The sequence below is a fragment of the Chryseobacterium aquifrigidense genome (genome assembly GCF_006716485.1).
Lineage (GTDB): Bacteria > Bacteroidota > Bacteroidia > Flavobacteriales > Weeksellaceae > Chryseobacterium > Chryseobacterium vietnamense.
In genome coordinates this window covers 1,268,403-1,283,041 of sequence record NZ_VFPD01000001.1, presented here as the reverse complement: position 1 = coordinate 1,283,041, position 14,639 = coordinate 1,268,403, and the positions used below count along the sequence as shown (strand labels likewise).

The window sequence follows — 14,639 nt, the reverse complement described above, 5'->3', positions numbered from 1 at the left end:
CGAGTGTACAGGGAGATAAAGTCTAATATCTTTGCTGCAATTATTTAAAGAGATACAATGAAAAAATTAAGTTTGACCCTTCTTTTTTGTTTACTAAGTTTTATAACTTTTGCGCAATCGTTAAAAGTTGTTATTAAACAAGACGGAAAAGTAATTGAACCGGTAAATGATGTTTATGAACTGAAAAAATCTCCTTTTTTATTTGAAATCACATCTGCCAATCTGGAAGGATTTTTAGTGGGTGCTACAACAAATAAAGACATCTATGCAGGAGCTTTAGGTGTTTTGGATACTGAAGTTCCGTGGTTTCAGAATACGGGTATGGCGGAGGAACTTTACAACAAGGATAAAGAAATGTTTCTGATGGATTCCGCGCCTTCATACTGGTATTATACAGATGCGAAAGATCATAGATTTGACAAAAACCCTAAAGGCAATGCAAAGCAATGGACTGCTACCCGTACGATTACAAGGTTTTATGATATTATGGTAGATCAGCCTATTAATTTAAAAGATTTTAATGGCAGTGTTTTCATACTGATGTACCAGCCGGTTTATAATGAAGAATATGATTTAGTAGACAAAAAGAACCTGTTCCAGGCTGCGTTGAAATTCAAAGATTAAGAGAACACACCCGATTATTTGATTATATAAAAAAGGTCTGCTTTTACGATGTAAGCAGGCCTTTTTTTAGATAATTGTTTTATTCGATGATCAAACCATATTCTATCGCTAATTTTATGGCTGAACTCAGGTTAGAAGTCTGAAATTTTTCTATCAGATTTTTCCGGTGGCTTTCTACGGTGTGCGGACTTATAAAAAGCTTTTCTGCCATTTGATTGGTGGTAAGTCCTTTTGCTGCTTCACCCAGAATTTCCTTTTCTCTTCGTGTCAGTTTCGGAACCTGACTTAATCCACCCATTGTTTTTTTATCCAGAACAGCTTTGGTTTGAGAACATAAAAACCTGTTACCGGAATATACTGTGGTAATTCCTTCAAGGATTTCGGAAACCGAAGCATTTTTTTGAATATATCCCAGAGCACCTTCAGCCAGAGTACTGTTGATGACGGGCAGCTCATTATGAACACTCAGGATAATAACCTGAAGGCCGCTGTACTTTTTCTTTAATGGTTTGATGAGTTCAATGCTGTTGGTATCTACCAGATTGATGTCCAGCAACAAAATGTCAACTGCCTGTTTTGCAAGGCCTGCATTCATTTCTGAGACGTTTTTGAAACAATCTACCACATCTATTGTTTCACTGTTTCCTAAAATATTTTTAAGTCCTTCCAATAGAAGCGGATGATCGTCTGTTATGGCTACTTTTATCATGTTTAATGAATAGGGATTTGAAGTTCTATACTCGTACCAATATGTAATTCTGAAGTGATATTCATAGTTCCTTTTAAAAACTGGACTCTAAGTTCAATATTATGAAAACCCGCTGTTTTTCTAACGTCTAAGCCTGTATGGTCAAAGCCTTTTCCGTTATCCTCTACGGTAAGGTTTAACAGATTGTCTTCTTCGCTTATCTGAACAATAATTTCAGAAGGATCAGCATGCTTTATAGCATTGTTAACCAGCTCCTGAATGATTCTGTAAATAACCAGCTGCTTTTCCTTCGATATGGAATTGCTGTAATTGATAAACTCTGTATGGATTTCCAGAGCATGATTGGAAATTCGGGAAGCAAACTCCTGAATGGCTACTTCCAGACCGTATTTTGTTAATAAATCAGGCATTAAATTATGTGCCACCCGTCTTAGTTCTTCTACAGCACCATCGATCTGTTCAATTGATTTTGAGATTCCTTCTTCTATATTTTCAGATTGATCAGGATTTAAATAAGACAGTTGATGCTTCGTACCGGAAAGCAGACCTCCCAATCCGTCATGGAGATCACGGGCAAGACGGCCACGCTCCTGCTCCTGCCCTTCAAGCAATGCGGTAAGCGTAGATATTTTCGAGTTTTGTTTCTCCTGTTCCATGGCTAAAGCATGCAGTTCATCTCTCCGTTTAATGGACTTAGCACGCTGTTTATAGGCATACAGCAATAAGAGGATCAAAACAATGAAAAATATAATAAAAGAAATGTAGTAGGTATTGATCTTTTCCTTGAATGCCAGTAACTTTTTAAAGGTATTAATATCGTTATTCTTCTGCCGGGTTTCCAGTTTTGCCAAACGAAGCTGCTGTTCTTTTTTCTCGGACTCGAGTTCTGAAAATTTCAGTCGTTCACGCTGGTTTTCTTCTACCAGTTTTAAGTTGTTGTAGACCTGTTCACGCTGCGCGCGCAAAATATTGATCAGCTTAATTTCCTGGGCTTTCTTGTCACTTTCCAGCTGCAGTTTGATGTATTTCTGCTCCTGCCGTTCTTTATCAAATTGTGATTCCAATCTTTTGGTGATATCCAGTTTTTCCTGGTCGTAAACACTTTTGTATTGATCAACATAGCTTTTATAATAGGTCAAAGCTTCTTTGTAATTACCCTGCTCTTCACTGATTCTGGATAAAGATTCAAGAATGGACAATTCGATATTATGATCTCTTACCGGACTTTTTCCAATCTCCATGGAAGCTTTTAGAAAATATGACTTGGCTAAATCATAATTTTTATCCTGTAAGGCCAATTCTGCCAAAATTCCAAAAGAAGAAGCAATGTGAATGGGATCACCAATTTCCAGACTGACTGTATTGGCTAACTGCGCATATTGCATGGCCTTACCACTGTCAAATTCAGTATATAAATTCGCCAGGTTGATGGCTGCATAGGAAAGACTGCTCCTGTTGAGCATCCTGTTTTTATTTTTGTTGAACGTTGTGATTGCCTGCAGATAATATTGCTCTGTTTTATTTCTCAACTCTGTATTGGAAGGATTCTCAGTGTATTTTTGTTCATACACATAACCCATCCGCATATAGGCGTCGAATATAAGATTGGGATCATTCTGTTTGGATGCCAGCACCAGAAACTGCTTACTGTATTTTTCTTCCAGCTGGTATTCATTAAGATTGGAGTAAATCGCAGACAGTTCTTTTGCTACGTTGCCAAACCTTCCGTACAGTGTGGAAGTCGTTGGAGCATTTTCATAATATTCAATCGCTTTTAAATAGGCAGTAACGGCTTCAGTTGTTTTATTGTTTCGGGTGAGAATCCAGCCTTTTGCATAATTGAAATAGCCTTTAGCCTCATTATTATTTGTTTTAAAGCTGTATGCCTTTGCCATATCGAGACTTTTTGAAGACTCAGCTATTTTATTATCCAGCCGATAATTCATGGCCTGCACCGCATATAAAATTGTAGCATACTTTCCATCCGTCTGCCTTGTAGCAAGGGAAATATTAATATCTAAAATCTGGTAAGATTTTGGCTTAAGATTATGAAAGAATAAAGCTGTAGCGTACTTGGGAGCAAGGTTGAGCTGTTCAATCGTATTGTCTGATGCATGGCTGTATTCTCTTTCTAATTTGCTTAAAACCTCCTGTGCCTGAGCAAAAAACGAACAAATAAGTAAAGTAATTATAAGTAATAACCTGTGCATCAAATCCTTATCTTTATTAAATTGCATTCCATTAAGGAAAGTAAATATAGGTAAATCCCTGCTAATCTATTTCGAAGCCATGCTTTTCTGCAAAAGATCTCCATTTCAGATATTTCTTTTCATTTTTAAAGACCGGATCTTCACCATAGTAATATATCAAACGTTGGGTTGCATATTCATAGGCACTGTAAGTATTGGCCTGTTCAAAATACTTAATGGCTTTCTTCAGATCTGTCTTTACTCCCATACCCAATTCGTAGATAATGCCGTAATAAATACCTGAATATGACTGATCATAGTCTTTCTTTAAGTACACCAAAAGGTTTTTATAATCTCTTAACTGATAATAGATTTCTGAGATTTTATCGTAATTGTAGGTGTATTTTTTCTCAGCTTTCTGATAAAAATCCAAAGCTTTATTGTAATCCTGCAGCACATGTTCTCCAAAATAATACAAATCACCCAGGTTGACAAGTGCCATTTCATCATCAAGTTCAGCACTCTTCTCATAGGCCTGAATTGCTTTTTTGATATTAAAAGAATACCCTATACCGTTGTGGTATAAAGCCCCGATATTGTTCCAGGCTACAGGATGGTTTCGTTGTGCCGCTTTTTCGTAATATCTGATACCTTTTTGCGGATCAAATAATGATTCTATTTCAGGATCGGTAAGCAGTAGTCCTATTTCCACCAGACTATCCATATCCCCTTTTTGAGCAGATAACTCAAACAGACGAAGTGCTTCGTGGTAATTTTGATTTTCTCTTGCATCAAAAGCCATTTTTTTAATGGTTTCGGCCTCCATGAACTGTTCAGCGTCTTTACCAGCCTGACTTTTCCAACGGTTATAAAAGCCAGTAAAGTATTCCAGATCCTTTCCCCGGAATGAATACCTGTCCAGATAAATAGCCCCATATCCGGAAATTTCTACCCGATGAATACTTTTATCCTCATGCATTCTGAACATATTTTCACCCTGATACAGAAACAACAAACCTTCTTCCGTTCTGTAATTCAAAGGATTAGAAATATAATCATATAATTTCTCCGACAGACCATTCTCAAAATCAAACAACTGATACCCATTGTTTTTCCGGACTGATAAAAATCCATTTTCCAGATAGTGAATCTGTTTAATTTCCGGTTGGGGAGCGATGAGCCAACTTTCATTACCGGCATCAAAAAGCCCTGACCCTCTGTTGGTTTCCAGAATGAACACATTGTCTTTATATCCGCCATTGGATTCTGCTCTTACTTTACTGATAGATTCATTTTCTAACAGGAAGCGATGTTTTAAAGCATGATAAATCTTCCAGTTTTTGTCTTTACGAACAGCAAGGGTTTCAAAATTATCGATTAAAATCAGCTGATCCGCTTCGTCTATGATAGGTTGGCCTTTTTTATCAATCAACCTGCCTTTCTTATTAAACTTGTTCGGTTTAATCCAGAAACAGGTACTTGCTTTTGAGATACTTCCTTCTAAAAAATCTCCCAGATAGTTTCCTTCTTTCGTATAATATTTTCGTTTGCCTGTGCCTTTTTGTCTGGCGAAAAATAATTCGGGGAAATAATCGTACTCAAAAGGGCTTTCACTTTCAACAGGAATAATCAGTCCGTTTTTATCGCTGTAAACTCCAAACTTTCCATCTTTTCCTATGCTAAAGAATCCATAGGCTATTCTTTCAATAGCATCATATTCCGCAGGTACCATCCATGTGTTTGAATGGATTTTTAAAATCCCTGATTTGCCATTCACTTTCACTTCGCCTAAAGGTTCCTGTCCAAAATCGAATACATCAAAAGCCTCTTCATATACCGGAGAAACCCACTCTTTTCCGTCACTTTGCAGGTAACCGAACAATGTTCCTTTCTGAATTACCGATATACCGTAATGATAATCTTCTTCAAAAATATCATCATAAACTGCCGGAGCTAAAATGCCCCCTTTCGCATCTTTAAGACCAAACTTTCCGTTTTCTTCGAAAGTCGTAGATGCAGCTTTTTTATAGGCTAGCTCTTCAAAATATCCCAATCCGTAATTAATCCAGTCAGTTTCTAAAATTTCGAGAAATGAAGAATATCCCGTCTGCGGCAACAAAGAATCCAGCAGCGAAAGTTTCTGAGATTCCACAGCTTTTTTATACAGTTTGTTTTTGTGCTGAATTTCTACCAGCCATTCCTTTGCCTGCGCCTTATGTTTTTCTTCGTTCATATTGAAAACGTCTGTTGCATTCAATACAAAAGTGTCATACGGTAAAGCTTCCAGGAACTCAAACATTTTATTTACAGGTTCGTAATAAGCTTTCTTGTAATGCAGCTGATAGATATCTGCCAGCAGATTGAAAAAATAACGCAACTGAACAATGCCCTGATTTTTATCTGAGAAAAATTCAACGCCTTCCACTTTGATGTCTTGTGCCAGCAAAGGATACAGCAATAAGGGAATTTCATAATTCCACTCTCCCAGGTAGCTATTGAATGTCTGATTTGATTTTTGATCGTAATTGTATAAATAAATCCGGTGTGCCATACGTTCATTTTATCATGCCGGAAAAGCATTACAGCATTTCCTGTTACAATGATTTTGTGAAATTAAATAATACTATTTTATGAAAAGGTGATCTAAAGAAGGGTTGTTAAGTATATTCAGGTAATTCTTAAAATTTGTTTTTTCAGGATTCTTACAATGGGTGAAAATTACTAAAATGAGACTCATCTAAATTACTTTTACAGCTTCTCCTTCACTCCATTTTATTTGGCTAGTGTTTTTACCCATAGTTTTTTAGTGTTTATTCGAAATAAGAATTTATCTTTTATTGGGTGTGAAAAAGAAAGCTATAAAAGTTATAATTACTATTGATCTGAGAGAAAGGTTTTACACCGTTTTATCCTGGTCAATTTTTGAGTCAAAGATAAAAATAGAGACTGTGCAAAAACATCCCTGATATCAGTGGTTTTTAGTCTATTCCATTTTATTATACTGCATTGCATCTTCTTTTTATGGCATATAGATTTCAGCCTGTTCAAACAGGATCATGTAACAATAAAATGCTGTTAAGACCACTCCGATAAGGCCGGAAATAAGAAATATAAGAAGGTAATACACTCCTTTTTTATCTTTCTTTTGTATAAAATTGATAATGAAACTAATCAACGTGCACAAAAATCCTGCTCCGAAAAAAATAATTAAGACAGCAAGAAATAACGCTCTTTCAAGGTGTAAATCTGCAGATGAAAGCATAACAGTTTAAATTTACAGGTTAATCTTCAATATTAGAGAGAACCGGCTAATACTACAATCCCGATTATCAGGTATATTTTATCCTGTCATAATTTTTTGAGTAATATTTCTTCATAACATAAATATTTTCATTCCATCTGTTATTTAATTAATACTATCTGTACATTATTATTGTCTGGAATTTTTAATTAATTATTGTCATAAATCAAGATTTTGAAGATATCTTCCAGGTGGATTTTCGATTAAAAGAACTCAACTTATTAATGAACCGTTTCCTTAAACGGTTTTTATTGACATGATAAAATCAAGATTATAACCCTTCGAATTGATTTTTTTCTTATCTTTGCAAACTATTATTCCTAATGTCTTTAGGAGTAGCCAAAACAGATATTGATAACAAAAACAATAAAAAAGCAAAACAATGCCAAAATTAAAAACGAAATCAGGTGCTAAGAAACGTTTTGCTCTTACTGGAACAGGTAAGATCAAAAGAAAAAACGCTTACAAAAGCCACATCTTAACTAAGAAAGAAACTAAGCAGAAGAGAAATCTTACGTCTACTTCTTACGTAGCTAAAGTGGATGAGAAAAGCGTTCAACGTCAATTAGCAATTAAGTAGTTTTTATAAATCTATATTCGGTTTATAAGAATTCAAACAAATTCACAATTTTAACCCTGAAACGGTGCAAATAAGAGCAATAACACTGCCGCCCTTTTCAAAAAAACAATTTAAATTATGCCAAGATCAGTAAATGCCGTAGCTTCAAGAGCTCGCAGAAAGAAAATTTTTAAGCACGCTAAAGGTTATTTCGGAAGAAGAAAGAACGTTTGGACTGTAGCTAAAAACGCGGTAGAAAAAGCAATGCAATATGCTTACCGTGGTAGAAAAGAGAAAAAGAGAAATTTCAGAGCACTTTGGATCACTCGTATCAACGCGGGAACTAGAGAGCACGGAATGTCTTACTCTCAATTTATGGGAGCTCTTAAAAAGAACAACATCGAACTTAACAGAAAAGTTTTAGCAGATTTAGCAATGAATCACCCTGAAGCTTTCAAAGCTGTTGTAGATCAAGTAAAATAATGTAGAATAGATTTTGTTATCAATATAAGTCCCGGGTTTTCCCGGGATTTTTTTGTTATATACAATTTGTTATAGGTCAATCCCACTCTAATTGCCATATCAACAGTAAACTTTATGAGATAGCATTCACAAAAGATGAATGTATCATTAAACATATTTAATAATAAAGAAAAATTTACCTAAATTTTATTCATTTAGCGAATTTTAATCTAATACAATAATAAATTTAATAAAAAGATAAATTATTATTGATAAATCAAGCAAATAAACGCTATTCCAGTTAATAATCAACAATAAATGATGATTTATTGCTATATTAGCAATCTCTAAAGAAAGTATCAAAAATGAAAAAAGCTGCAGCTTTTCTGCTCACTTCAATGGCGCTTCAAAATATGAGTGCGCAAAGTTTTATTCAAGCTTATAAGGACAGAGCAGATATGGTAACCCAAACCAATATCAGTACAAATCTTCAGGAATTTGCAGGATTTGGGATAAAAAAGACAGGTACAACAGCCAATAACAATGCTCTGGACTGGCTTAAAAACAAATATCTGTCCTACGGATATACTGTAAACAACATGTCTGAAGATACTTTTACCTACGGAAGCAGTACTTCAAAAAATTTAATTATTACCAAGACGGGAACTGTATACCCTAACAAATATGTTATTATCTGTGGACATTATGATACGATTGTAGGTCCCGGAGTAAGTGACAATGGCAGTGGAACGTCCATCATTCTGGAGGCAGCAAGAATATTAAAAAATGTTCCCACAGAATACTCTATCAAGTTTATTCATTTTTCCGGAGAAGAACAGGGCCTTGTAGGAAGTAATCATTATGTAAATAATGTAGCGTATCAGAACGGCAGCCAGGTTCTGGATATCAAATTGGTCTTAAATATTGACCAGGTAGGTGGACTGATTGGGAATAACAACAATACGATTACCTGTGAAAGAGATACCGGCGGTGTATCTTCCAACAACGCAGCTTCTACTGCTGTAACACAGGAACTGATGAACTGTACTACCCTTTACTCTCCTCTTCAGACTAATCTTTCATATGCTTACAGCTCAGATTATATGCCTTTTGAAGCCAAGGGATATACCATTACCGGGTTTTACGAGTACTTGAGAAGTGAAAACGAGCATACGGTAAGTGATACTTTTGCCAATCTGGACCCTGTCTATGTTTTTAATGTAGGAAAAGCTGCTGTGGGAGCCTTACAGCATTTTGCTATTGCATCTACATCCAGTAACCTGTTAGGTACCAACGAAACATCCGTGCAAAAATCTGGTGAGACAATCAAAGTTTATCCTAATCCGGCTAAAGATCTTGTAACCGTGGAATTTCAGGAGAAAGTAAAGCAATTCAAAGTTGAAGTCAATGACATGTCAGGAAATACTGTTTTATCCCTTGAAAACCAGGAGAAAATAAATACTTCAGGATTAACAAACGGGGTGTATACCTTTACTATTACAACAGATAAAGGAAATACAACAAAAAAAATAATCATTACTAAATAATGTCAGGTAGAATATTCTGAATCTGGTTTACATTCGGGAATATTCAGCATTACTCTATACAATGAAGAAAATCGCTACTTTTTTACTGGCTTCTATCGCTATTCAAACTATTGGAGCCCAGAGTTTTATTCAGGCTTATCAGGACAGAGCAGATATGGTCAACCAGACCAATATTACAACTTCCCTTCAGGAATTTGCTCTTTTAGGAGTAAAAAAAACAGGTACTCCAGCCAATAACAATGCTTTAGAATGGCTTAAAACCAAATACCTTTCCTATGGCTATACTACCAGCCAAATTGTGGAAGACCCTTTTACTTTAGGGGGCTACAGCTCTAAAAATCTGGTGATTACTAAAACAGGAACAGTGTATCCTAATAAATATGTAATTATCTGTGGACATTTTGATAGTATTACAGGGTTAGGGATCAATGATAACGGAAGCGGAACTTCTATTATTCTTGAAGCAGCAAGGATTCTTAAAGATGTTCCGACGGAATATTCTATAAAATTCATTCATTTTTCCGGAGAAGAGCAAGGGCTTCTGGGAAGTAAACATTATGTCAACAATGTAGCTTATCAGAGTGGGGTCCGTGTTTTAGATATTAAACTTGTTTTTAATCTGGATCAGGTAGGCGGTGTGATGGGAAATAATAACAATACCGTTTACTGTGATGAAGATCAGGGTGGACTTTCAACAAATAATGCCGCTTCTGCTGCTGTAACTCAGGAGCTCAGAAACTGTACAGCACTCTACTCTCCTCTTCTGACAGAGGTAGATCCCGCTGAAGACACGGATTATATTCCTTTTGAACAGAAAGGCGAAGTGATCACAGGTTTCTTTGAAAGAATAAGAAGTACTTACCCGCATACAGTGAATGATACTTTTGCCAATACAGATCCTGTTTATATTTACAAGATAGGAAAAGCGTCTGTGGGAGCATTGCAGCATTTCGCTGTTGCCACCGGCACATTGGGAACGCATGAAACCACAGGGAAAAACACGTTGGAAAATATAAAAATCTATCCCAATCCGGCAAAAGAGATCATCAATATTGAACTTCCGGACTCTGGAATTAAAAATTTCACTTTTGAAATTACGGATTTCCAGGGACGTTCTATTTTCAAGAGAAACAATGAAACAAAAATTAATGTTTCAGGTCTGGAAAACGGAGCATATATCGGAATTTTAAAAACCGGAGATCAAAAGGTCGTTAGAAAGGTGATGATCGAAAAATAATACAATTTATAAGCCTCTATAATACCTAAACCTTTGAATTTTTTCAAAGGTTTTTATCTTTATCCCAATTGCAATATTCACAAAAGCTTCATCAAAACTAATATGATATTCATAATAAATACAATATTAATCTAAACTATTAAACACTTTATTGTGATTTATTTACTACATTCGTGTTACCAAATAATATTATTTATATGAAAAAATTCACAACACTTTTATGCTCTGCATTGATGATTCAGAGTATTGCGGCTCAAACTTTTATTCAGGCTTATAAAGACAGAGCAGATTTGGTTACCCAGACCAATATCACCACAAATCTCCAGGAGTTTAGTAATTTAGGCGTAAAAACCACAGGCTCAGCAGCCAATACCAATACGCTGAACTGGATCAAAAACAAGTATCTTTCTTACGGCTATACTGCCAGCCAGATAGAAGAAAGTCCTTTTACTTTTGGAAGTACCAGCTCTAAAAATTTAATCATTACCAAAACCGGAACACTGTATCCTAACAAATATGTTATCATCTGCGGGCATTTCGATACCATCTATGGTCCGGGAGTAAATGATAACGGCAGTGGTACTTCTATTATCCTTGAGGCTGCAAGGATTCTGAAAAATGTTCCTACAGAATATTCTATAAAATTCATTCATTTTTCCGGTGAAGAACAAGGATTAAAGGGAAGCAGCCATTATGTGAACAATGTGGTATACCAGGGAGGCGTCCGCAAACTGGATATCAAACTGGTCTTCAATCTGGATCAGGTGGGCGGTGTGAAAGGAAATAATAATACAACGGTATATTGTGATGAAGACCAGGGAGGTGTTTCCAGTAATAATGCAGCTTCTGCAGCTGTTACCCAACAGTTGAGAAATTGCACAGCACTCTACTCTACTCTTCTGACTGCCGTAGATCCGGCTGCCGATACGGATTATATTCCTTTTGAACAGAAAGGTGAAGTAATTACCGGATTTTTTGAAAGAATAAGAAGTACTTATCCTCACAGCTCTAAAGATACCTTTACTAATATGGATCCTGTTTATGTATACAAGATCGGAAAGGCAACCGTGGGTGCATTACAGCATTTTGCAAGCGCTTCTACTACTATGAGTAAACCCGCTTCTAAAAATTTACTGGAAACTGTAAAAATCTATCCTAATCCCGCTAATAATATTCTGAATATTGAATTACCGGATTCTAAGGAAACCAACTTCAGTTTTGAAATCAGCAATTCTTTGGGAAGATCACTTTTGAAAGTCAATAATGAAAGAAAGATTAATGTTTCCGGCCTTCAGAACGGAGTGTATATTGGAGTTTTGAAAGTAGGTGATGAAACTCTTGTGAAGAATATTATGATTGAAAGATAAGATATTAATCAGATTATATTAAAAAACAGCAGGGCTATTCCTGCTGTTTTATTTTAAAAGAGCGTGTTTAAATATTTTTACTTCAAACAGTTATTTTTTAATGCGAGTTTTTTTATTGTAGAAATAATAGTCTGTTCATTAATAAAGCCATTTTTGATATCTGATAATAACTCTTCCAGAGTTATTTTATACAGATCCGCTTCATTCAATGACAAAAACCGTATAATTTCTTCTAAGGCTCTATCAAAATCTTTAAGCCCACAATAGGACAAATACTTTATCTGGGAAGCTAACTCATTGTGCCTATCTTTCTGTAATAAATCATTGGCAATATTAACAGACCATTGATATTCTCCTAAATTACACCAACAGTATGACATGAATAACAATCTGTATTTTTCAGATTTTACAGGTAACTCTCTGATATTCTGTAAAATTTCCACAGCGGGCATATATTGCCCGTTATCCATTAAATCTTTAGCTTTCTGTAACTCATCAATCATATTTTAAGGTTTATTTCTCTGATCTTAAAATAACGTTTTTCATTTACCGAAGGAATTTTTGTCTCACAATCAAAAAGCGAGTTAATTTTTATTGAGTTCTACTTTTAAGAACCTCTTCAATTTCCTCCACTGAAAATCCTTTGGCTTTCAATAAGATTAAAAAGTGATACAGAAGATCTGCAGCTTCATTTTTAAAGAGCTCCTCATTATTATCTTTAGCTTCTATTACCAATTCTACGGCCTCCTCACCTACTTTTTGCGCCATTTTATTGATACCTCTCTGATAAAGTGAATAGGTATAAGATCCTTCAGCTTTGGTATCGATTCTCTGAGAGATCTTTTCTTCCAGTTCATACAGAAACCCTTTGGCATTCTTTTCTCCAAAGCAACTGAAACTTCCTGTATGACATACTACATTCTTCGGAACAGCTTTAATTAAAATGGTGTCCTGATCACAGTCGATGTTAATACTTTTTACGGTTAAGAAATTCCCGGATTCCTCACCTTTTGTCCAGAGTCTGTTTTTGGAGCGGCTGAAAAAAGTAACAATTCCCTCTGCTTTTGTTTTCTCAAAAGCTTCTTCATTCATGTAGCCCAGCATCAAAACCTGCAACGTTCTGCTGTCCTGGATAATTACCGGAACAAGTCCTTTATCTTTATTAAAATCTATTTTCATCGTACTTCTATTTTTTGAGTTTTTAACTGTTGTTTCAAATCCTGAATTCCTATTTCATTAAAATGGAATATACTGGCTGCCAATGCCCCGGTAGCTTTTGTTTCATTAAATACTTTAACAAAGTCATCCACAGTACCCGCACCTCCTGAAGCAATCACAGGAATACTGATATTGTCTGAAACGAGCTTTGTAATGCGAAGGTCAAAACCGTTTTTTGTGCCGTCACCATCCATGGAAGTTAATAGAATTTCTCCTGCTCCCAAACGTGCTGCTTCCTGTGCCCATTCCAGAGTAGTAAGTTCCGTAGCTTCTCTTCCGCCTTTGATATGAACAAGATCTTTACCTCCCACCTGTCTTGTATCCACCGCTACCACCACACACTGACTTCCGAATTCTTTGGCCAGATCAGAAATAAGCCCTGGATTTTTCACCGCTGAGGAATTGATACTGATCTTGTCTGCTCCTGCTTCCAAAAGCTTTCTTACATCTTCTACAGACGAAATTCCGCCTCCTACTGTAAAAGGAATACTAAGCTCTTTAGCAATCTCTTTTACCAGCTCTACAAATGTTTTTCTATCTTCAATAGTTGCCGTAATATCCAGGAAAACAAGCTCATCAGCTCCTTCCAGCTCATATTTTTTGGCCAGTTCAACGGGATCTCCGGCATTTTTAAGATCTTCAAAATTGACTCCTTTCACCGTTGCTCCATCCTTAATGTCCAGACATGGAATAATTCTTTTCTTAAGCATTTTCAATAAAGTTTTGAAGTTGTTGTAAGCTTATTTTTCCCTCATAAATTGCTTTTCCGATAATTGTCCCCGCACATCCGATATCTTTCATTTTATAGACATCAGCGATGCCTGAGATCCCACCGCTTGCTACCAGCTGAACGGATGTTTTATATAAAATCTCAATGTAAAGTCCAGTTGAAGGCCCTTCCAGCATCCCATCTTTTGCAATATCAGTACATATTGTGGATTGTATTCCTTTTTTCTGATACTGAAGGATAAAGTCAATGACATCATTATTACTTTCTTCCAGCCAGCCGGAAGTTTTAATCTTTCTGTTTTCGCAGTCTGCCCCTAAAATGATCTTCTCAGCTCCATATTTTTCAATCATTCCATAACAGAATTCAGGATTTTGTACCGCAATACTTCCTAAAGTGATCTGTTTTGCCCCGGAATTGAAGGCTGTTTCAATATCCTCCTGAGTTTTTAGCCCTCCTCCAAAGTCAATATCCAAAGCAGTAGACCTGGCAATATTTTCCAGAACCTTCTGGTTGACAATATGCTTTGATTTCGCTCCGTCAAGATCCACCAAATGAAGGTATTGAATCCCGAAGCTTTCGAACTCTTTGGCCACTTCTACAGGGTCTTCATTGTATATTTTCTTTGTATTGTAATCTCCTTTTGATAGACGGACACATTTCCCGTCGATAATATCAATAGCCGGAATTATTTTCATC

At 36.0% G+C, this 14,639-nt stretch carries 13 protein-coding genes; 6 read left to right on the top strand and 7 right to left on the bottom strand.

The features are described from left to right. The first annotated feature begins 57 nt into the window (after positions 1-57). Positions 58-624, top strand: a complete 567-nt coding sequence (locus FB551_RS05655) for a hypothetical protein (RefSeq protein ID WP_047430721.1) — start codon at positions 58-60, stop codon at positions 622-624. Positions 625-703: 79 nt separating this feature from the next. Here FB551_RS05655 and FB551_RS05650 read toward each other — a convergent pair whose 3' ends face one another. The 3 genes from FB551_RS05650 to FB551_RS05640 all read right to left on the bottom strand — a co-directional run bounded on the left by FB551_RS05650 (position 704) and on the right by FB551_RS05640 (position 6,073). Then, positions 704-1,333, bottom strand: coding sequence for a response regulator transcription factor (locus FB551_RS05650; RefSeq protein WP_142015854.1), 630 nt, complete (start codon positions 1,331-1,333; stop codon positions 704-706). A gap of 2 nt (positions 1,334-1,335) precedes the next feature. Continuing rightward, entirely contained in the window at positions 1,336-3,543 is a 2,208-nt protein-coding gene (locus FB551_RS05645; RefSeq protein WP_142015851.1) for a histidine kinase, read from the bottom strand. Between the two features lie 61 nt (positions 3,544-3,604). After that, complete coding sequence (locus FB551_RS05640) at positions 3,605-6,073, bottom strand: tetratricopeptide repeat protein (protein WP_142015848.1); 2,469 nt, start codon at positions 6,071-6,073, stop codon at positions 3,605-3,607. Between the two features lie 1,132 nt (positions 6,074-7,205). Here FB551_RS05640 and rpmI point away from each other — a divergent pair. The 5 genes from rpmI to FB551_RS05610 all read left to right on the top strand — a co-directional run bounded on the left by rpmI (position 7,206) and on the right by FB551_RS05610 (position 11,995). Further along, a complete protein-coding gene (gene rpmI / locus FB551_RS05630) occupies positions 7,206-7,403 on the top strand; it encodes a 50S ribosomal protein L35 (RefSeq protein WP_034694453.1) in 198 nt (65 codons plus the stop codon). A gap of 117 nt (positions 7,404-7,520) precedes the next feature. Next, positions 7,521-7,865, top strand: a complete 345-nt coding sequence (gene rplT, locus FB551_RS05625; RefSeq protein WP_002979659.1) for a 50S ribosomal protein L20 — start codon at positions 7,521-7,523, stop codon at positions 7,863-7,865. Between the two features lie 344 nt (positions 7,866-8,209). Next, positions 8,210-9,391, top strand: a complete 1,182-nt coding sequence (locus FB551_RS05620; protein ID WP_047430729.1) for a M28 family peptidase — start codon at positions 8,210-8,212, stop codon at positions 9,389-9,391. Between the two features lie 61 nt (positions 9,392-9,452). Next, positions 9,453-10,628, top strand: a complete 1,176-nt coding sequence (locus tag FB551_RS05615) for a M28 family peptidase (protein WP_047430731.1) — start codon at positions 9,453-9,455, stop codon at positions 10,626-10,628. A 197-nt stretch (positions 10,629-10,825) separates the two neighbouring features. After that, the gene (locus tag FB551_RS05610; protein WP_142015845.1) at positions 10,826-11,995 is read left to right on the top strand and encodes a M28 family peptidase; all 1,170 of its coding nucleotides are present in this window, start codon (positions 10,826-10,828) and stop codon (positions 11,993-11,995) included. Positions 11,996-12,072: 77 nt separating this feature from the next. On the opposite strand, the gene FB551_RS05605 is transcribed toward FB551_RS05610, so the two are convergent. The 4 genes from FB551_RS05605 to hisA all read right to left on the bottom strand — a co-directional run bounded on the left by FB551_RS05605 (position 12,073) and on the right by hisA (position 14,638). Next, positions 12,073-12,498 (bottom strand): hypothetical protein, encoded by a 426-nt coding sequence (locus FB551_RS05605; RefSeq protein WP_047430734.1) that lies wholly within the window; start codon positions 12,496-12,498, stop codon positions 12,073-12,075. 88 nt (positions 12,499-12,586) lie between these two features. After that, positions 12,587-13,174 (bottom strand): bifunctional phosphoribosyl-AMP cyclohydrolase/phosphoribosyl-ATP diphosphatase HisIE, encoded by a 588-nt coding sequence (gene hisIE / locus FB551_RS05600; RefSeq protein ID WP_142015843.1) that lies wholly within the window; start codon positions 13,172-13,174, stop codon positions 12,587-12,589. Then, positions 13,171-13,923 (bottom strand): imidazole glycerol phosphate synthase subunit HisF, encoded by a 753-nt coding sequence (gene hisF / locus FB551_RS05595; protein WP_142015841.1) that lies wholly within the window; start codon positions 13,921-13,923, stop codon positions 13,171-13,173. The genes hisIE and hisF overlap by 4 nt, the downstream gene beginning before the upstream one ends. Then, on the bottom strand, positions 13,916-14,638 hold the full coding sequence (gene hisA / locus FB551_RS05590; protein ID WP_142018074.1) for a 1-(5-phosphoribosyl)-5-[(5-phosphoribosylamino)methylideneamino]imidazole-4-carboxamide isomerase: 723 nt from the start codon (positions 14,636-14,638) through the stop codon (positions 13,916-13,918). Before hisA ends, hisF begins: the two co-directional genes overlap by 8 nt. Between the last annotated feature and the right edge of the window lies 1 nt (position 14,639).

What these genes read in the sequence shown, in the direction of transcription:
- FB551_RS05655 (WP_047430721.1), top strand. Translation starts at nt 58, where the DNA reads ATGAAAAAATTAAGTTTGACCCTTCTTTTTTGTTTACTAAGTTTTATA.
- FB551_RS05650 (WP_142015854.1), bottom strand. Translation starts at nt 1,333, where the DNA reads ATGATAAAAGTAGCCATAACAGACGATCATCCGCTTCTATTGGAAGGA.
- FB551_RS05645 (WP_142015851.1), bottom strand. Translation starts at nt 3,543, where the DNA reads ATGCACAGGTTATTACTTATAATTACTTTACTTATTTGTTCGTTTTTT.
- FB551_RS05640 (WP_142015848.1), bottom strand. Translation starts at nt 6,073, where the DNA reads ATGGCACACCGGATTTATTTATACAATTACGATCAAAAATCAAATCAG.
- rpmI (WP_034694453.1), top strand. Translation starts at nt 7,206, where the DNA reads ATGCCAAAATTAAAAACGAAATCAGGTGCTAAGAAACGTTTTGCTCTT.
- rplT (WP_002979659.1), top strand. Translation starts at nt 7,521, where the DNA reads ATGCCAAGATCAGTAAATGCCGTAGCTTCAAGAGCTCGCAGAAAGAAA.
- FB551_RS05620 (WP_047430729.1), top strand. Translation starts at nt 8,210, where the DNA reads ATGAAAAAAGCTGCAGCTTTTCTGCTCACTTCAATGGCGCTTCAAAAT.
- FB551_RS05615 (WP_047430731.1), top strand. Translation starts at nt 9,453, where the DNA reads ATGAAGAAAATCGCTACTTTTTTACTGGCTTCTATCGCTATTCAAACT.
- FB551_RS05610 (WP_142015845.1), top strand. Translation starts at nt 10,826, where the DNA reads ATGAAAAAATTCACAACACTTTTATGCTCTGCATTGATGATTCAGAGT.
- FB551_RS05605 (WP_047430734.1), bottom strand. Translation starts at nt 12,498, where the DNA reads ATGATTGATGAGTTACAGAAAGCTAAAGATTTAATGGATAACGGGCAA.
- hisIE (WP_142015843.1), bottom strand. Translation starts at nt 13,174, where the DNA reads ATGAAAATAGATTTTAATAAAGATAAAGGACTTGTTCCGGTAATTATC.
- hisF (WP_142015841.1), bottom strand. Translation starts at nt 13,923, where the DNA reads ATGCTTAAGAAAAGAATTATTCCATGTCTGGACATTAAGGATGGAGCA.
- hisA (WP_142018074.1), bottom strand. Translation starts at nt 14,638, where the DNA reads ATGAAAATAATTCCGGCTATTGATATTATCGACGGGAAATGTGTCCGT.